This is a genomic window from Acidovorax sp. LjRoot66, from assembly GCF_964253305.1.
Lineage (GTDB): Bacteria > Pseudomonadota > Gammaproteobacteria > Burkholderiales > Burkholderiaceae_C > Acidovorax.
On record NZ_CAXUQU020000001.1, the window covers coordinates 451,457 to 468,434 of the forward strand.

Here is a 16,978-nt window from a genome sequence, read left to right on the forward strand (position 1 = left end):
AATCTCAGGGCACGGTGTAGATCAGCTGGAACTTGCCGTTGTTCAGCATGTCGGCGAGGCTGGTGCCGTAGCCCAGGAAGAACTGGGTGCCGCGCAGGCCGCTCACGTTGACCAGCTCCAGGATGGGCACGGTCTGGGCAGCGGCCAGCGTGCCCTGCCATGCCGGTGCCGGTGTCGGTGTCGGTGTCGAGGCGCCGTTGAAGAGCGTCCAGCCCTGTGGCGACAGCACTGCCAGGCCCACGCCCGGCACGGCGGCCACCACATAGACCACGCCGCCCTGGCCCACGTCGCCCGATGCGGGCTGCACGCGCCCGGTCAGCCGAAGCGACTGCACCGTGCCCTCGGCGGTGGCCGAGAAGCCTGCGGGTGTGGCGCCGGCCGCTGGCGGCACGCGCCCGCTGTCGGCGCTGAAGCCCGCGCGCGCGGTGATGGGCGAGAGGTCCACCGCCTCGAAGGCCGTGTGCGGCACGGTCTGCACCTGGGAGATGGTCGCGTCCTGCCACAGCCGGCTCGGGTCGCCCGTGATGTACATGTCCGAGCCGCCGTCGGCGATGTACATGCCATAGCGCTTGAGCGCGTTGAGGATGGCCTTGGCCTGCGCAGTGTAGTTCTCGGGCACCGGGTAGTCGGCGCGCAGGCGGAACAGCTGGCCCATCGGCGGCTTAGCGGCCGAGGCATCGCCGTTGCGCGTGAGGTGGCGCGCCGGCCAGGTGTAGCTTGTGCGGATCTTGCTGCTCTGGATGGTGAAGCGCAGCGCGTGCTGTATCTCGCCGGTGCTGGCCTCGTCGGCGCGCAGCAGCAGCGGGAAAATCGGAAAGCCCGCCGCGTCGGACGAGGTCCAGCCCGCAGGACGCAGCGCGTTCGAGCGCAGGTCGAAGGCCGCGCTGCTGTAGATGTCCCAGCCGCCGTCGGGCCGGGCATAGCTCAGGTAACTCTCCCACAGCGTGCAGGTGTCGGTGTCCACGCTGAGGATGTGGTGGTCGTTGTAGATCGCCTTGTTGCTGCTGATGCCGCCTTCCACCTTGGGCTGCAGCGGGAAGGGCAGGCGTGCGGGGCTGGTCAGGCCCGTGCAGGGCCGCGCCAGGCTGCCGTCGGCGCGCGCGCAATCGCTCTCGTCGGGGGCTCCGTCGGCATCGAAGTAGACCGCGGGCCAGGTGATCTGGCTGCCGCGCACCACGTTGTACGGAATGCCCCAGTACTCGGTGCTGGCCATGTCCTCGCTCTGGCCCAAGTCCAGGTGCAGGCGGCGCGCACTCGGGCTGATGGTCTGCAGGAAGGCCGCCGACTGCGGGTGCACCGGCAACTGGTCGATGCGCGTGTTGAACACATGGTCGGCCGGCAGCACGGGGCAGGGCCCCACGGTGGGCGCGGCCACGGCGGCGCTGGCCAGCAGCGCCAGCGAGGCCAGCAGGGCGAGGGAAGGGCGGGGCATGGCGGTCTCCTGAGATCTCGCATGGATGCTGCCACGCCTGGTTTCCTGCCGCTCGCCCTCAGTTGTAACCGCTGGCAACCGGGCGGAACTGGCTCAGCGGGGGCGGTACATCTTGAACAGCTGTTCCGGGCCCACCGTGAAGTAGTCGGCCGGGCCCCCTGCGCGCAAAATGTGGCCTGCTGCGGCCGTGTCGTAGACACCGTCCTTGAGCAGCGCCTTGTCGATGTGGATGGCCACCACCTCGCCCAGCACCAGCCAGGTCGGCACCTGGGTTCCGTCGAGACCCTGCAATTGCAGGATCTGCGTGCGCCGGCATTCGAAGGCCACAGGGCTCTCGGCCACGCGCGGCGGCGCCACCTGGGTGCTGGCCTGCGGCGTGAGCCCTGCCAGCTGGAACTCGTCGACCTCGGGCGGCACCGCCGCGCAGCTCTGGTTCATGGCCTCGGCCAGGCTGCGCGTGGCCAGGTTCCAGACGAATTCACCCGTGTCCTCGACATTGCGCACCGTGTCCTTGTAGCCGATGCTCGCAAAGCCCACGATGGGCGGCACGTAGTTGAAGGCGTTGAAGAAGCTGTAGGGCGCCAGGTTCAGCGCACCAGCGGCGCTCTGCGTCGAAATCCAGCCGATAGGGCGCGGCCCGACGATGGCGTTGAACGGGTCGTGCGGCAGGCCATGGCCGTTGCGCGGCTCGTAGCTGTGGATGGAAGAGGGGGCGGGTGTGGCCATGGGGCAGGGCAGAGTGGGAGGGGCGGAACCGCCACCATACGTGAAGCGCGTCGAGTGTGCACGGCCGGGGTTGATGGCGGGCAGGGAGCACAGTCGGCAGATCGTTGGGGCTATACGGCAGCATGAGAGAAATTTGCATTTTCGATAGCGGCCGGGCCACCTGTTGACTCGCGTTCGTCCCTTCGCGCCGCGCTGGACTGTAATCACCAGGAGCTGCCGAACTACTTCGCCCGCACCTTGCGCGTGCCCATACTGCAGCGCTCGGGCCAAGCCATGGTCCAGCCTCGGGCTCTGCTGTGCTGGGCGACTATTTCAATGTTCCCAGGGGCATCAACCGTGTCACCTGGAGCCAGGCACTCCCGCAGAGTCGCGCAGCCGCAGCGTGGGCGCGAGCCGCACGGTCTGGCGGCGCGCGCCAGGGTCCGCAATGCGCCGGGCCAGCAGGCGGACAGCCCGGGTGCCGAGCTCTTCCACCGGCTGCGCCATGACCGTCAGGCGTGGAGAAAAGACGTCAGCCCAGTCGAAGTCGTCAAAGCCAACCAGCGAAATGTCGTCGGGAACGCTCAGCCCCGCAGAGCGCAAGGCCTGCATGGCGCCAATCGTCATCAGGTTGTTGCCGGTCATCAGGGCGGTGGGGCGCTGGTCCAGTGACAGCAGGTGGTGGACGGCCGCGCAGGCCGGCCCAGACCGCGACTCGCCGCTCTGGACCAGGGCGGGGTCGAAAGCAATGCCTGCCGCCGCCAGCGCGCGGCAGTAGCCTTCGAGCCGTTCCGTCGTCGTGGACAGACCCGGTGCACCCGACACCAAGGCAATGCGCCTGTGGCCCAGCCCGATGAGGTGTTCCACCAGGGTCTGGGCCGCATCGCGGCTCTCCACGCCGATCTGGTCGAAGGTGGTCCCCACAAACCGGTCGACCAGGACGGTGGGCACACCCTTGTCGCGCAGGTAGTCCAGCGCACGGTGCTGCGGCTCGGCGCAGGGCGCAATCACGATGCCGTCGACACGCCTCTCATGCAAGGCCTGCACCACCTTCAACTCGTAGTCCGCATCCTCGTGGGTGTCGGCCAGCAGCATCATCAGGCCCCTTTTTGCGCACTCTGCCTCGATGGCACGCACCACGGCTGCGAAGTAGTGGTTCGACAACACCGAAATGGCGACCCCGACCGTCCTGGTCGGCGCACCTGCCAGGGCACGCGCCAGGTGGTTCGGCGAGTAGCCGACCCGGTCGATGGCGTCCAGCACGGCCCGCTCGGTATCGGGGTGCACCTTGCGCGTCTTGTTGATGACGTGCGAGACCGTTGAAGTCGATACCCCTGCGGCCGCCGCGACGGTTTCCATCGTGATCATCATTTCTCCGTTGAGCTCCAACTTCCATCGCCCGTGCTGCCACGCTGTGCTGTGGTGGACAGGCCAGAGGCTTCTTCATCGTATCGCACCCATTCCGGTATTTCTGCACTGAATTGCCGCTGTCCTACTCCATGCACAGGGGCAGCAGAAGGCCGTGACAAACAGATACCGGAAGCCTGCGGATGCTATGGATTTCCCTAGGTAGCAAGCGCTTGCGCAAGCGCTTGCGCATTACGATAATCGCACACGGCAGGTGTACAGGCAAGGGCCTGCGCATCGCTGAATTGGGACCCGACCACATCCTGGAGACATCCGATGAACTTGAAGCACGCCACCCTGATCGCAACCCTGCTGACCGCCTCCGGCGCGGCGATGGCCGATACGCCGGTCATCGGGCTGATCACCAAGACCGAGACCAACCCCTTCTTCGTGAAGATGAAGGAGGGTGCCGCCGAGGTCGCCAAGGCCAAGGGGGCCAAACTGCTCAGCGGCGCCGGCAAGGCCGATGGCGACAATGCCGGCCAGATCACCGCGATGGAGAACATGATCGGCGCGGGTGCCAAGACCATACTCATCACACCCAATGACTCCAAGGCCATCCTGCCCGCAATCAAGAAGGCGCGCGACAAAGGGGTGATGGTGATCGCGCTGGACAGCCCGACCGACCCTGCCGACGGCACCGACGCGCTCTTTGCCACCGACAACTACAAGGCCGGCGTGCTGATTGGCCAGTACGCCAAGGCCGCCCTCGCCGCCAGTGCGCCGGGCAAGCCGGTGAAGATCGCAACGCTTGATCTCTTGCCCGGCCACCCGGTCGGTGCGCAGCGGCACAACGGCTTCCTGCAGGGCTTCGGCCTAGCCAGCTACGAAGCGAAGAACAACGAGTTGGCCAAGCCCGCAGAGGTGGTGTGCATGGCAGACAGCTTCGGTGACCGCAGCAAGGCCCAGACCGCAATGGAGAACTGCCTGCAGAAGAACCCCGACATCAACCTGGTCTACACCATCAACGAGCCGGCAGCCGCTGGCGCATTCAATGCGCTGCAGAAGGCCGGCAAGGAAAAGGGCGTGATGATCGTCTCCGTGGACGGCGGATGCGACGGCATCAGGGATGTGGCGGCTGGCAAGATCGCCGCCACCTCGCAGCAGTACCCCCTGAAAATGGCGGCCATGGGGGTGGAGGCCGGCATCGAATACGCCAAGAGTGGCAAGAAAGTCAGCGGCTACACCGACACCGGGGTGACCCTGATCGCCGGCAAGGCCGTTGCGGGCGTCGACAGCAAGGACGTGAAGACCGGCACCGACCTGTGCTGGGGCAAGAAGTAGCCATTCGCACACCAGGCGGCTGCGCGGGGCCGGGTCCCGCTGCGCTGCCTGGCATGCTCTGGCAAGGCCGTGCCTGTCGGCGTTGCTGCAGCGTTCGGGTTGAGGTCTGCCGTGTGCCTGCCCTCAGCCTCCTATCCTGAGGATCATCCCGTTGAAAGACAAACTGCCCCCCCTCGGCCAGCTCGGGCCCTTCATCGCGTTGTTGATTGCCTGCACCATCTTTGGCGCCACTACCGACCGCTTTCTCAGTGCGGACAACTTTTCGCTGATCCTGCAGCAGGTCATGGTCGTCGGCGTCATCGCCATAGGCCAGACCCTGATCATCCTGACCGCCGGCATCGACCTGTCGTGCGGCATGATCATGGCGCTGGGCAGCATCGTGATGACCAAGGTGGCCGCCGACTTCGGGCTGCCGCCGTTTCTGGCGGTGCTGGCCGGCATCGCCGTGACGACCTTGTTCGCTCTGATCAACGGCCTGCTCGTCACGCGCCTGAAGCTGCCGCCGTTCATCGTCACGCTGGGCGTTTTCAACATCGCCTTTGCGATCACGCAGCTGTATTCGGGGGCGCAGACGGTCACCGAGGTGCCGGGGGCCATGACCTGGCTGGGCAGTACCTTCGCCATCGGTGGCACCAACATTGCGTATGGCACGGTGTTGATGGTGCTGCTGTACCTGGGCGTATGGTTCTGGCTGCGCGAGACGGCGTCGGGCCGGCATGTCTATGCGGTGGGCAACAACCCGGAGGCGACGCGGCTGGTCGGCATTCCGCCCGAGCGCATCATCCTTGGCGTGTATGCCCTGTCCGGGGTGTTCTATGGCATCGCCTCGCTGCTGGCCGTGGCCCGCACCGGCGTGGGCGATCCGAACGCCGGGCAGACCGAGGCGCTGGATGCCATCACGGCCGTCGTGCTGGGCGGCACCAGCCTGTTCGGCGGCCGTGGTGTGGTGCTCGGTTCGCTGATCGGGGCCGTGGTGGTGGGCGTGCTGCGCAATGGCCTGACGCTGATGGGGGTGTCGTCGGTGTACCAGATGCTGATCACCGGCATCCTCGTGATCCTGGCCGTCACGGTCGACCAACTGTCGCGCAAAGGAGGCCGCTGATGGCTGCGCAATCCCCCGTCGTCATGCGCGCCACGGGCTTGGTCAAGCGCTACGGCCAGGTCACGGCCCTGGACGGCGCCGACTTCGAGCTGCGCGCCGGCGAAATCCTCGCCTTGATCGGCGACAACGGTGCTGGCAAATCCTCCCTGATCAAATGCCTGTCGGGCGCGACCATCCCCGATGCAGGCGTGATCGAGCTCGACGGCAAGCCGGTGCAGTTCAAGGGCCCGGTCGATGCGCGCCGCGAAGGTATCGAAACCGTGTACCAGGACCTGGCCGTTGCCCCTGCGATGACGATTGCCGAAAACCTGTTCCTGGGTCGCGAACTGCGCCGCAAGGGTTTCCTGGGCAATGTGCTGCGTATGCTCGACAAGAAGCGGATGCTCGAAGAAAGCATTGCGCGCATGAACGACCTGAAGGTCGGCATCCGCTCGATGACGCAGGCGGTCGAAACCCTGTCCGGCGGGCAGCGGCAATGCGTGGCCGTGGCGCGCGCAGCGGCCTTTGCCGAGCATGTGGTGATCCTCGACGAGCCGACTGCGGCGCTGGGCGTCAAGGAGGGCAACATGGTGCTGGAGCTGATCCGCCGTGTGCGCGACAGGGGCCTGGCGGTGGTGCTGATCTCGCACAACATGCCCCATGTTTTCGAGATCGCCGATCGCATCCATGTCGCACGCCTGGGCAAGCGCGGTGCCGTGCTCGATCCGAAGGCGGTGACCATGAGCGACACCGTCTCGGTCATGACCGGTGCATTGCCTGCGGAAAAGATCCCGGCCGAATGGCGGGCCTGAAGAATCCATGAACGCATGACGACCCGCACACTTCCCTCCGTCCCGCCCTGCCACCTGGCGCGCATGCACGAACTCCTCCAGGACGGCCAACGCAAGTTGCTGGGATTGGTCGGGCCTCCGGGCGCCGGAAAATCCCTGCTGGCCCTGACACTGCAGCAGGCTTTCGCCAACGTCTCGCAGGTGGTCCCCATGGATGGATACCACCTGGCCAATGTGGAGCTTCAACGGCTGGGCCGCGCGGATCGCAAGGGCGCTCCCGACACCTTCGACAGCGCAGGCTATGTCGCCATGCTGCGGCGCCTGCGGGCGCAGCAGCCCGGCGAAATCGTCTATGCACCGGAGTTCCGGCGCGAGATCGAAGAGCCCATCGCAGGCGCCATCGCCGTGGCGCCCCAGACCCAGCTCGTCATCACCGAAGGCAACTACCTGCTGCTCGACAGCGGCCATTGGGCAGGCGTTGCCGGGCTGCTGGACGAGGTCTGGTACGTCGATGTCGACGACGGCTTGCGCACCAGCCGCCTGACCCAGCGCCATGAAGAGTACGGCCGCAGCCGCGAGGATGCGCTGGCCTGGGTGGGCCGCACGGATGAGCCCAATGCGCGCCTGATCGAGACCACCAGGCCCCGGGCCCACATGCTGTTCCGCTGGGATGACTGATACGGATTCGCCTTCAACCGTCTAACGTCGTTGGTTCGCCTTGCGGTGCTACAACACTGTCTGCGGCTGGTCGAATGCAAATCCGTATGACGCCTGGACCCGGCGTCGCCCTCAAGCCTGCACGGTGAGGGGCGGGGCCATCGCGCGCGCCTGCGCCGCCAGCCAGGCGCAGAACACATCGAGCCGCGGGTGCGCGGCCCCCGTGCGCCGCAGCGCCAGGTAGTCGTAGCCCGAGGCGGCGAAGCCCAGCGGCGCCAGCAGCCGGCCGGCCTGCACGTCGTCCATCACCAGGTGCCAGGGCGCCACGGCAATGCCCAGGCCGCGCACGGCGGCCTCCAGCGTGAAGTAGTAGTGCTCGTACACCGGGCCCGAGGCGGTGGCGGTGGCGGCGGGCAGCACCGCGCCTGCGGATGCGGCCCACATCTGCCAGGCATTGCGCCGCGTGCGCGTGTGCAGCAGGGGCTGGCCGGCCAGGTCGGCTGGCGTGCGCGGCATGCCGGTGCGCGCGGCCAGCGCCGGGGCCAGCACCGGCCCCAGGCGCTCGGCGAACAGAGGCAGGGTGGTGCTGGCGTCGCGGGGCATGCCGGCGTCCTCGGCGGTGATGAGCAGGTCGCAGCCCTCGCGCGCCGCATCGGTGCCCGTGTCGGTGGTGCGCAGCCGCACCTCGATGCCCGGGTGCTGCGCGTGGAAGTCGAACAGCCGCGGGATCAGCCACTTGACGGTGAAGGTGCTGAAGCAGGCCACGTCGAGCGGGCCGTGGTGGGCGTCGCCCAGGGCGCGCACCGTGTCCTCGATCTGCTGGAAGGCGTGGGTCAGCACCGGCTGCAGCGTGCGCGCCGCGGCCGTCAGCGTGGGCCGGGCCTTGGTCCCGTCGAACAGCGCCAGGCCCAGGTGGTCTTCGAGCTGGCGCACCTGGCGGCTGATGGCACCGGGCGACACCGAGAGCTCATCGGCCGCGGCCGTCATGCGGCCCAGGCGGGCGGCGGCTTCGAAGGCGCGCAGGGCAGCGAGCGGGGGCAGGCGGTGTTTCATGGCTATGTGATGTAAATGCACATAGGGCCGGAGCATAAATCGCTTTTCTACCAGGGCGTCAACCGCAAGAATTTGGGTTCTTCCGGCGCACGATCCCACCGTGCCGCGGGCCCATTTTGACTGCCAGGAACATACAGCATGCCCTTCATCCACACCCATCTGCCCGAAGCCACCCCCGCCACCGAGCGTGAGGCCATCGTCCAGGCCATCCACCAGGCGCTGGTCGAGGGTATCGGCATGCCCGAGGACGAGCTGTTCAACATGGTCACCGGCTATGCGCCGGGGCAGTTCGCGTTCAGCCGCAGCTTCAACGGCGTGACGCGGTCGGACGCGGTGGTCGTCGTCGAGATCACCCTGCGGCGCGGGCGCAGCGATGCGATGAAGCGCGCCCTGTATGCTGCGATCGCTCGCAACCTGCAGGCAATGGCGCACGTGGCCCCGGCCGACGTGTTCATCTTCATGCACGAGAACGACTATTCCGATTGGTCGGTGGGCCACGGGCGCTTTGCCATGGGGCTGGTGCAGCAGGTGGGGGCGCCGGGCTGAACACAAAGGGATTTTTTGAACACGACAAACTACCGCTGGCTGGTCATCGCTTCCGTGGCGCTTCCCATACTGGCCGAGGTCGCCGAGCGGCTTCTGCTGCCTGAATTGGTGCCCCGGGGCTTGAAGGACGCTTTCCAGAGCTACCTGGAGCAAGACCAGGAGCCGGCCATCACGTTGGCGCTGGTGTCGGGGGCGTTGACGGCCCTGGTCGCCACGCTGGCCAGCATCTACGGCCTGCTGCGGTTTCGCCCCTGGGCGCCCGGCTTTGCGCTGTGGTCGGGCCTGGCGATGTGTGTCCTGCTGGTGTTCGGTGGGCCCGTGGTGCTGTCGGGCCTCGCCCACGGATCCTTTGCGTTGGGAAGTGCCCTGTGGGGCGCGGTGATCGCAATGCCGTACTGCGCATCGGAAATCCGGGCGGCTTTCTGGCCCGAGGGGCTGGCTGCAAAACGATAGGTAGCGGTGCTGCTGGACCTACTTCTTGCTCAGTTCCCGGAGTTCCTTCTCCAGCGCATCCACGTTGGCCTGCAGCTCACGCGAGCGCAGCTCGCAGGCGGCGGCCGCGGCCTGCATTTCGGAGGTGATGGCCTGTTCGGACGTCGCCACGACGGCGTTGGTGCGTGCCTGGGTTCGGCGGGCAGCCCGGTCGCGCTGCTCGGCAACGCAGCGCTGCTGGTGGGTCTGCAGTGCGCCGCGCGCTTCGCGGATCAGGCGCTGCTCCAGGTCGGTCTTCCTGCGCCAGGTCTCGCCAAAGGCGCCTTCCTTGCGGGGAGCCGGTGCCGTGGCAGCAGCCGGCGCGGCAGGGGCGGATGCGGCACCGGCTGCGGGGGCCGCTGCCGATGCACCCGAGGCCGGGCTGGCCGCAGGGGCTGCGGCGCCGGCAGCGGGCGCGGCGGTACCTATGCCGCTGCTCGACAGCCGCACCTCGACCTTCTCGCCCTTGCCACTGCCCGCACAAGGCGCGTCCTGGAAGGCCACCTTGCCATCGGGCCCCGTGCATTTGTTGATGGCCCAGACCGGGGCCGCCAGCGCCAGACAGGCGGTGGCAATGAACAGCTGTCGAACCATGCTTCCCTCTCCCCCGAAACCTTGTGTTGCAGGTTGCCAGTATCGCCGCACCGGGCTTGCTCCATCGCTACTGCTGTTTGAGCGGTTGCTGAAAGTAACCTGGCGGTTGCCACGAACGCGTGGCGCACGGTGGCTGGCAACTTAAGCGGAAGGCGCATAGGCATCGTTCCTGCCGATGAACCAGCTGGGCGGCTGCCCCATGGCTGCCTTGAACATGGCAGAGAACGCGCTTTCGCTGGCATAGCCGCTGGAGGCGGCCACCTGGCCCACCGATTCACCGCGCGCCAGGCGGGGCAAGGCATGGGCCAGCACCGCCTGCTTGCGCCACTGCGCAAAGCCCATGCCGAACTGCGCGTGGAACAGCCGGGCCAGGGTGCGTTCGCTGGCGCCGCTGTCGGTGGCCCAATCGTGCAGCGTGGCGTGGCGGCCGGGTGCCTCGAGCACGGCGGTGCACAGGGCGCGCAGGCGCTTGTCGCTGTCGGGGCCGGGCAGGGGCACGCCCAGGGCCAGGCTTTCGGCGTCGCCGATTTCGCCCAGCACCAGCGCGGTCAGGGCCGCCTCGCGCGCGGGGCCGGGTGGCGTGCCGCCCACGGGGTCCAGCGCGGACACCAGCTCGCGCAGCAGTGGCGTCACGGCCATCACGCGGCAGACGGCACCGTCGGCGGGCACCACACTGGGGTCGATGTACAGGGTGCGGAACGCAGCCGCCTCCAGCACGGCGATGGCGTGCAGCGCGCCAGGGGCGATCCAGACCGCGCGCGAGGGAGGCACGATGTAGGCAGTCGGTGCGACCGGGGCCACCACGCTCACCTGGATCACGCCGCTGGCGCAGTAGGCCAGTTGCCCCCAGGCGTGGCGGTGCGGCTCGAAATGCGTATCGGCCGGCATGTTGCGCGCACGCACCCGCACCGGGTGTGCAGGGTTGGGGGCGAAAGGGTCCATGTCCCCGAGCGGGGCAACCTGGCTGGTGCGTGCCATCGGGGGCTCCGTGCTTTGTTTTGTATGCGCTGTTGGCGCAAATTCGCCGAAAGCTGTCTTTCCGTCGCATTCCAGAAATCCAGGCGCAATACTACGATGCCGCCATGACCTCTGCCAACCCCACTAGCCCCGTTGCTGCCGTCCCCTTGCGTGCCGACGCCGGGGTGATCGGCCTCGTGGGCATCGCCCACCTCATCAGCCACTACAGCCAGCTCTTGCTGGCGCCGCTGTTCCCGTGGCTCAAGGACGCCTTCCAGGTCGGCTACACCGAACTGGGCTTCCTCATGACCATCTTCTTCGTGGTCTCGTGCGCCGTGCAAGCGGGCTCGGGCTTCGTGGTCGACCGCTTCGGTCCGCGCCCCATCCTGTTCGGCGGCCTGGCGCTGCTGGGCCTGGCCGCGTTCGGCTTTGCGGCCAGCACCAGCTATGGCATGCTGGCTGCGTTCTCGGTGCTCGCGGGCATCGGCAACGGCGTATTCCACCCCGTGGACTACACGCTGCTCAACCGGCGCGTGAGCGCGCCACGCCTGGGCCATGCCTACAGCGTGCACGGCATCACCGGTAGCCTGGGCTGGGCGCTGGCGCCGGCCATGCTGGTGCCGCTGGCGATCGCGTTCTCGTGGCGCGTGGCGCTGGTCTGTGCCGGCGTGCTGGCGTTTGCCGTGCTGCTGGTGCTGCTGTTCAACCGCCGCCACCTCGAACTGCCGGCCCTGCCACCAGCTGCCAAGGTCGGCGCGACCGGCGTGCCAGCGCAAGGCAACTTCGCCTTCCTGCGCATCCCCGCCGTGTGGATGTGCTTTGCGTTCTTCTTCTTCTACGCCGTCTCGCTCAACGTGGTGCAGGCCTTCGCGCCCGAGGCCGCGCGACAACTGCACGCGGTGCCGGTGGCGCTGGCGGCCATGTGCCTCACGGTCTACATGGTGGCCAGCGCGGGTGGCATGGTGCTCGGCGGCTTTCTCGCCGCCGAGCCGAGCCGCTGCGAGCGCATCGTGGGCGTGGGCTTCGGCCTGGCGGCCTGCGTGGCGGTGGCCCTGGCGCTGGCGCATCCGCCCGGCGCCCTGGTGCCCGTGATGTTCGGCGTGATGGGCTTCTGTGCCGGCATCGCCGGCCCCTCGCGCGACCTGCTGGTCAAGCGCTCCACGCCCGAGGGCTCCACGGGCCGTGTCTACGGCATCGTGTACTCGGGGCTGGACATCGGCCAGGCCCTGTCGCCGCTGCTGTTCGGTGTGCTGCTGGACCAGGGCCGCTTCACGGCCGTGCTGCTGGGCCTGGCCGTGGTGCAGGGCGTGCTGATCGCCAGCGCTTTCAATGTGCGCCGCGTGCGGCGCACCCTGGCGCCGGTGGCCGCCTGAAGCAGCATGTCGCGGGCGCTGCCCGCCACATCAAACCACGGTGCAATGCCGCGCGATGCAGGTGTCCAGCGTGTCCTCGCCCGTGCGCTGCCACCAGTCCAGCGCCGAGAAGATCTCCACCTCGGCATAGCCCGCGAAGCCTGCGGCCTCGACCCACTGGCGGATCTTTCGGAGTTCGATTACCCCATCGCCCATCATGCCCCGGTCGCTGAGCAGGTCGCGCGTGGGCAGGCGCCAGTCGCAAACGTGGAAGGCCAGCAGGCGCTCCCGGCCGGCGCGCGCGATCTGTTGCGCGAGCTTGGGGTCCCACCACACGTGGTACACATCCAGGGCCACGCCCAGCGCACCGGTCTTCTGTGCATCGAGCGCATCGCAGATGTCCAGCGCGTGCTCCAGCGTGTTGATGCAGGCGCGGTCGGCCGCCTGCATGGGGTGCAGCGGCTCGATGGCCAGGGGCATGCCCACCTGGCGCGCGTAGTCGAGCGATGCGGCAATGCCGTCGAACACCTCGCCGCGTGCGCGGGCGAGGTCGGTGTAGTGCGGCGTGCCGTCCAGCGCGCCGGGCAGGGCGCCCACCACCAGCACCAGGCAGGCGGCATCGAGGGTCTTGGCCTCGTCGATGGCGCGGCGGTTGTCGTCGAGTGCGGCACGCAGGCCGGCCGCGTCGGCCGCCGGGTAGAAGCCGCCGCGGCAATAGCCCGACAGCGCCATGCCATGGGCGCGCAACTGGCGCGCGGTGGCGTCAAGCCCCGCAGCCGCCACCTGGTCGCGCCAGGGGCTGATGGCGCGGATGCCGCGCTCGGCACACTGGTCGATGATGCGCGAAAGCGGCACCTCGGCCCCCTGCTGCTTGCGCACGGTGGCGGTGTTGATCGACAGCCAGCGGTGGTCTTGCGAGAAGTCACGCATGGCGGTCAGGCGCTCACGCCGTGCAATGCCAGCAGGTGGCCCATGCGCTGCACGGCCAGTTCGGGCTGCTCCAGCAGGTCGGCCTGGTCGGCCAGGCGGAACAATTGCGCAAAATGCACCAGCGAGCGCGTGCTCTGCTGCCCACCCACCATGGTGAAGTGGCTCTGGTGCCCGTTGAGCCAGGCCATGAAGACCACGCCCGTCTTGTAAAAGCGCGTGGGCGCCGCGAAGATGTGGCGCGACAGCGGCACCGTGGGCCCCAGGATGGCGTGAAAGCGCGCCGTGTCGCCTGCGGCCAGGGCCGCCAGTGCGGCACTCGCGGCCGGGGCGATGGCGTCGAAGATGCCCAGCAGCGCATCGCTCTGGCCCTGGCGCGGCGTGGCGCCCGCGCTGTCGCCCGCGATGAGCTCGGCGTAGTTGAAGTCGTCGCCCGTGTACATGCGCACGCCCTGGCCGTCGGTGCCGCCCGTGGCGGGCAGGCGGCGGCGCATGGCGATTTCCTTGTCCTTGTCGAGCAGCGAGATCTTGATGCCGTCGACCTTGTCCGGGTGCGCGGCGATCACGGCCAGGGCCGTGTCCATGGCCGCGTCCGCGTCGCGCGAGCCCCAGTAGCCCGCCAGCGCCGGGTCGAACATGTCGCCCAGCCAGTGCAGCACCACGGGCTGGCGTGCCTGCGAGAGGATGCGGTCGTACACGCGCTCGTAGTCCGCAGGGCTCTTGGCCACGCGGGCCAGCGCGCGGCTGGCCATCACGATGAGCTTGCCGCCGAGCTTCTCGATGGCCTCCATTTGCTCCTCATAGCCGCGGATGACGTCGTCCACCGACCTCACCTCGTCCAGCACCAAGTGGTCCGTGCCGCAGCCCGAGGCCACGAGCGCGCCGGGCCCGAAGTCGCGCGCCGCGTCGAGCGAGCGGCGGATCAGCTCCAGCGAGGTGGGCCAGTCCAGCCCCATGCCGCGCTGCGCGGTGTCCATGGCCTCGGCCACGCCCAGGCCCAGCGACCACAGGCGCTGGCGGTAGGCGATGGTCGCGTCCCAGTCCACGGCGCACTGCAGCCAGGGGTCGATGGCGGCCAGCGGATTCGCCACCACATGGGCGGCCGAGTAGGCGATGCGGTTGAACACCGCACCCTGCTGCGGCACGACCGGCGTGCGGCCTTGCAGGGTGTAGTGGGTGATGCGGCCATCGGCCGTGGGCAGGGATAGGCTGAGGGCCATGTGGTGATCGGAGAAAGTGGATGGAAAAAAGGGATTGCTGCGGCGGGCTCAGCCCTTGAGCGGTGTCACGTCCACCCAGCGGCGCTCCTTCCAGCTCTCCAGGGCCGCCTCGACCAGCTGCACACCCTTGGCGCCTTCGGGCAGGGTCCACTTATAGGGCGCGTCTTCCACCACGTGGCGGATGAAGTGCTCCCACTGGATCTTGAAGCCGTTGTCGTAGACCTGCGAATCCGGGATCTCCTGCCATTGGTCGAAGAAGTTCATGGTCTGCTTCTCGTCGGGGTTCCACACCGGGCGTGGCGTGGCCACGCGGCTCTGCGCGCGGCAGCTCGACAGGCCGGCGACAGCCGAGCCGTCGGTGCCGTCCACGTGGAAGGTGACGAGGTCGTCACGCCGCACGCGCGTGGCCCAGCTCATGTTGAGCTGCGCGATCACCGGCTCGCCGTTGTGGCCCGTGAGCTCGCAGGTGGCATAGGCCGCATCGTCGGCCGTGGCCTTGTACGGCTGGCCGGCCTCGTCCCAGCGCTGCGGGATGTGCGTGGCGCCGATGCACGAGACCGACTTCACCTCGCCGAACAGGTTGTCCAGCACATAGCGCCAGTGGCACATCATGTCCAGGATCATGCCGCCGCCGTCTTCGCTGCGGTAGTTCCAGCTCGGGCGCTGGATGGGCTGCAGGTCGCCTTCGAAGACCCAGTAGCCGAACTCCAGGCGCACGCTGAGCATGCGGCCGAAGAAGCCCGCGCGGCGCAGCATATCGAGCTTGCGCAGGCCGGGCAGGAACAGCTTGTCCTGCACCGCGCCGTGCTTGAGGCCCGAGCCCGAGGCCAGGCGCGCGATCTCCACCGCCTCGTTCAAATTGGTGGCGATGGGCTTTTCGCAGTACACATGCTTGCCCGCGCGGATGGCCTTGGCCAGCAGCGTGGGACGCATCTGCGTGGTGCCGGCGTCGAAGAACACCGTGTCCTCGGGGTTGGCGAGCGCGGCGTCAAGGTCCGTGCCCCAGCGTGCAATGCCATGCGCCTTGGCCAGCGCCTCCATCTTTTCGGCGTTGCGGCCGATCAGGATGGGGTCGGGCATCACGCGGTTGCCGTTGGAAAGCACGACGCCGCCCTGCGCGCGGATGGCGCAGATGGAGCGGATCAGATGCTGGTTCATGCCCATGCGGCCGGTGACGCCGTGCATGATGAGTCCGAGTCGTTGGGTTGCCATGGTGTCGGTCCGTTCGTTCAGTTCAAAGGTTGCAAAAAAGGAATGGCAAAGGCGCGGCCTGGCCCACCCCCATGGCAGGGGCGGGCGTGCGGTGCTGCGCGGCCGGGTTTACTGGGTGGGCTGGAGACCCGCCGCCTTGACGAGTGCGGCGTTGCTCTTGATCTCGTCCTTGATGTAGGCGTCGAACTGCTCGGGCTTGAGCGTCCAGGCGTCAGCGCCGAGCTTGAGGAAGCGCTCCTTCACCTCGGGCGTGGCCAGCGCCTTGACGACCTCGTCGTGCAGGCGATTGACGATGTCGCGCGGCGTCTTGGCCGGCACCATCATGCCGATCCAGAAGTTGAATTCCGAGCCGGGCACGCCGGCCTCGGCCGTGGTGGGCACGTCGGGCAGGGCGGCCGCGCGCTTGGGCGAGCCCACGGCCAGCGCCAGCAACTGGCCGTCCTTGATCTGGCCGATGACGGGCGCAATGGGCGAGAAGTAGTAGTCCACGCGGCCCGACAGCACCTCGGTCACGGCCTCGGCAGAGCCCTTGAAGGGGATGTTGGTGGCGTCGATCTTCGCGGCCAGCTTGAACTTCTCGGCGTTCAGGTGCGTGGCGCTGCCCTGGCCGGCCGAGGCGAAGTTGACCGTTCCGGGCTTGGCCTTGGCCGAAGCCACCAGGTCCTGCAGCGTCTTGATGCCCTTGGCGGGCGAGATCACCAGCGCATTGGGCAGCGACGAGATCGGCGTCACGCCCGCGAAGTCGCCCGTGGTGTCGAACGGCAGTTTGGCGAAGGTCAGCGGGCTCACGGTGTGCGAGGAGGAGTGGATCATCACCGTGTACCCGTCGGGCGCCGCCGTGGCCACTGCCTGCTGGCCGATGGTGCCGCTGGCGCCACCGCGGTTGTCCACCACCAGCGACTGGCCCATGCTCTGGCCCATCTTGTCGGCGATGGCGCGCGCAATGATGTCGGTGGTGCTGCCCGCCGCGAAGGGCACGATCACGCGCACCGGCTTGGTGGGGTAGGCGCCCTGCGCCAGCGCGGCCAGGGGCAGGGTGGAAAGAACAGCACCCGCGAGCGCGGCATGTGCAGCGGTGCGGGCAAAACGGGCGAGGCGCGTGGTAGGCATGGTGGATTTGTCTCCGGGGTGGCAGGCTTGAACTTGCTCTTAATTCACTGATTGGTGAATAGAGTGCATTTTTCAGGATCAGCCACCGGACGTCAACGCGGTTGCGCGGGGTGCAATTAGGGGTTTACCCGGAAATACGCAACCTGAGCGCCCGCGCTGCGCCTTCTGCCCGACAACCC

17 protein-coding genes are annotated in these 16,978 nt (G+C 68.1%); 7 read left to right on the top strand and 10 right to left on the bottom strand.

Going from position 1 to position 16,978, the window contains the following annotated elements; all coding sequences use genetic code 11:
• Nucleotides 1-4: 4 nt before the first annotated feature.
• The 3 genes from ACSQ3Y_RS02125 to ACSQ3Y_RS02135 all read right to left on the bottom strand — a co-directional run bounded on the left by ACSQ3Y_RS02125 (nucleotide 5) and on the right by ACSQ3Y_RS02135 (nucleotide 3,505).
• Nucleotides 5-1,432 (bottom strand): hypothetical protein, encoded by a 1,428-nt coding sequence (locus ACSQ3Y_RS02125; protein WP_436176285.1) that lies wholly within the window; start codon nucleotides 1,430-1,432, stop codon nucleotides 5-7.
• A 93-nt stretch (nucleotides 1,433-1,525) separates the two neighbouring features.
• Nucleotides 1,526-2,158, bottom strand: a complete 633-nt coding sequence (locus ACSQ3Y_RS02130) for a flavin reductase family protein (protein WP_057266830.1) — start codon at nucleotides 2,156-2,158, stop codon at nucleotides 1,526-1,528.
• A 339-nt stretch (nucleotides 2,159-2,497) separates the two neighbouring features.
• A complete protein-coding gene (locus ACSQ3Y_RS02135; protein WP_200963939.1) occupies nucleotides 2,498-3,505 on the bottom strand; it encodes a LacI family DNA-binding transcriptional regulator in 1,008 nt (335 codons plus the stop codon).
• A gap of 315 nt (nucleotides 3,506-3,820) precedes the next feature.
• On the opposite strand from ACSQ3Y_RS02135, the gene ACSQ3Y_RS02140 reads away from it, so the two are divergent.
• The 4 genes from ACSQ3Y_RS02140 to ACSQ3Y_RS02155 all read left to right on the top strand — a co-directional run bounded on the left by ACSQ3Y_RS02140 (nucleotide 3,821) and on the right by ACSQ3Y_RS02155 (nucleotide 7,378).
• Nucleotides 3,821-4,828, top strand: a complete 1,008-nt coding sequence (locus ACSQ3Y_RS02140; RefSeq protein WP_436176286.1) for a sugar ABC transporter substrate-binding protein — start codon at nucleotides 3,821-3,823, stop codon at nucleotides 4,826-4,828.
• Between the two features lie 151 nt (nucleotides 4,829-4,979).
• Nucleotides 4,980-5,930, top strand: a complete 951-nt coding sequence (locus ACSQ3Y_RS02145) for an ABC transporter permease (RefSeq protein ID WP_218885811.1) — start codon at nucleotides 4,980-4,982, stop codon at nucleotides 5,928-5,930.
• On the top strand, nucleotides 5,930-6,721 hold the full coding sequence (locus ACSQ3Y_RS02150) for an ATP-binding cassette domain-containing protein (RefSeq protein WP_436176287.1): 792 nt from the start codon (nucleotides 5,930-5,932) through the stop codon (nucleotides 6,719-6,721). Before ACSQ3Y_RS02145 ends, ACSQ3Y_RS02150 begins: the two co-directional genes overlap by 1 nt.
• Before the next feature lie 15 nt (nucleotides 6,722-6,736).
• The gene (locus ACSQ3Y_RS02155; protein ID WP_436176288.1) at nucleotides 6,737-7,378 is read left to right on the top strand and encodes a nucleoside/nucleotide kinase family protein; all 642 of its coding nucleotides are present in this window, start codon (nucleotides 6,737-6,739) and stop codon (nucleotides 7,376-7,378) included.
• A gap of 111 nt (nucleotides 7,379-7,489) precedes the next feature.
• Here the strand turns inward: ACSQ3Y_RS02155 and ACSQ3Y_RS02160 are convergent, their stop codons facing one another.
• Nucleotides 7,490-8,410, bottom strand: coding sequence for a LysR substrate-binding domain-containing protein (locus ACSQ3Y_RS02160; RefSeq protein WP_436176289.1), 921 nt, complete (start codon nucleotides 8,408-8,410; stop codon nucleotides 7,490-7,492).
• 138 nt (nucleotides 8,411-8,548) lie between these two features.
• On the opposite strand from ACSQ3Y_RS02160, the gene ACSQ3Y_RS02165 reads away from it, so the two are divergent.
• Complete coding sequence (locus ACSQ3Y_RS02165; protein ID WP_436176290.1) at nucleotides 8,549-8,956, top strand: tautomerase family protein; 408 nt, start codon at nucleotides 8,549-8,551, stop codon at nucleotides 8,954-8,956.
• Nucleotides 8,957-8,971: 15 nt separating this feature from the next.
• Nucleotides 8,972-9,409: a hypothetical protein gene (locus ACSQ3Y_RS02170; RefSeq protein ID WP_436176291.1), complete on the top strand. Its 438-nt coding sequence runs from the start codon at nucleotides 8,972-8,974 to the stop codon at nucleotides 9,407-9,409.
• Nucleotides 9,410-9,427: 18 nt separating this feature from the next.
• Here ACSQ3Y_RS02170 and ACSQ3Y_RS02175 read toward each other — a convergent pair whose 3' ends face one another.
• Together ACSQ3Y_RS02175 and ACSQ3Y_RS02180 are read right to left on the bottom strand one after the other, a co-directional pair.
• A complete protein-coding gene (locus tag ACSQ3Y_RS02175; protein ID WP_436176292.1) occupies nucleotides 9,428-10,021 on the bottom strand; it encodes a hypothetical protein in 594 nt (197 codons plus the stop codon).
• Between the two features lie 141 nt (nucleotides 10,022-10,162).
• Nucleotides 10,163-10,999 (bottom strand): AraC family transcriptional regulator, encoded by an 837-nt coding sequence (locus tag ACSQ3Y_RS02180; RefSeq protein WP_057266824.1) that lies wholly within the window; start codon nucleotides 10,997-10,999, stop codon nucleotides 10,163-10,165.
• 104 nt (nucleotides 11,000-11,103) lie between these two features.
• On the opposite strand from ACSQ3Y_RS02180, the gene ACSQ3Y_RS02185 reads away from it, so the two are divergent.
• Nucleotides 11,104-12,351 carry an MFS transporter gene (locus ACSQ3Y_RS02185; protein ID WP_057200372.1) on the top strand — a complete coding sequence of 416 codons (1,248 nt, stop codon included), beginning with the start codon at nucleotides 11,104-11,106 and terminating at the stop codon, nucleotides 12,349-12,351.
• Between the two features lie 30 nt (nucleotides 12,352-12,381).
• Here ACSQ3Y_RS02185 and ACSQ3Y_RS02190 read toward each other — a convergent pair whose 3' ends face one another.
• From ACSQ3Y_RS02190 to ACSQ3Y_RS02205, 4 genes are all read right to left on the bottom strand, one after another.
• The gene (locus ACSQ3Y_RS02190) at nucleotides 12,382-13,260 is read right to left on the bottom strand and encodes a sugar phosphate isomerase/epimerase family protein (protein ID WP_436176293.1); all 879 of its coding nucleotides are present in this window, start codon (nucleotides 13,258-13,260) and stop codon (nucleotides 12,382-12,384) included.
• A gap of 5 nt (nucleotides 13,261-13,265) precedes the next feature.
• Complete coding sequence (locus tag ACSQ3Y_RS02195; protein WP_436176294.1) at nucleotides 13,266-14,477, bottom strand: dihydrodipicolinate synthase family protein; 1,212 nt, start codon at nucleotides 14,475-14,477, stop codon at nucleotides 13,266-13,268.
• Nucleotides 14,478-14,525: 48 nt separating this feature from the next.
• On the bottom strand, nucleotides 14,526-15,689 hold the full coding sequence (locus tag ACSQ3Y_RS02200; RefSeq protein WP_057200369.1) for a Gfo/Idh/MocA family protein: 1,164 nt from the start codon (nucleotides 15,687-15,689) through the stop codon (nucleotides 14,526-14,528).
• 108 nt (nucleotides 15,690-15,797) lie between these two features.
• Nucleotides 15,798-16,799: a tripartite tricarboxylate transporter substrate binding protein gene (locus ACSQ3Y_RS02205; protein ID WP_436176295.1), complete on the bottom strand. Its 1,002-nt coding sequence runs from the start codon at nucleotides 16,797-16,799 to the stop codon at nucleotides 15,798-15,800.
• Nucleotides 16,800-16,978: the final 179 nt, after the last annotated feature.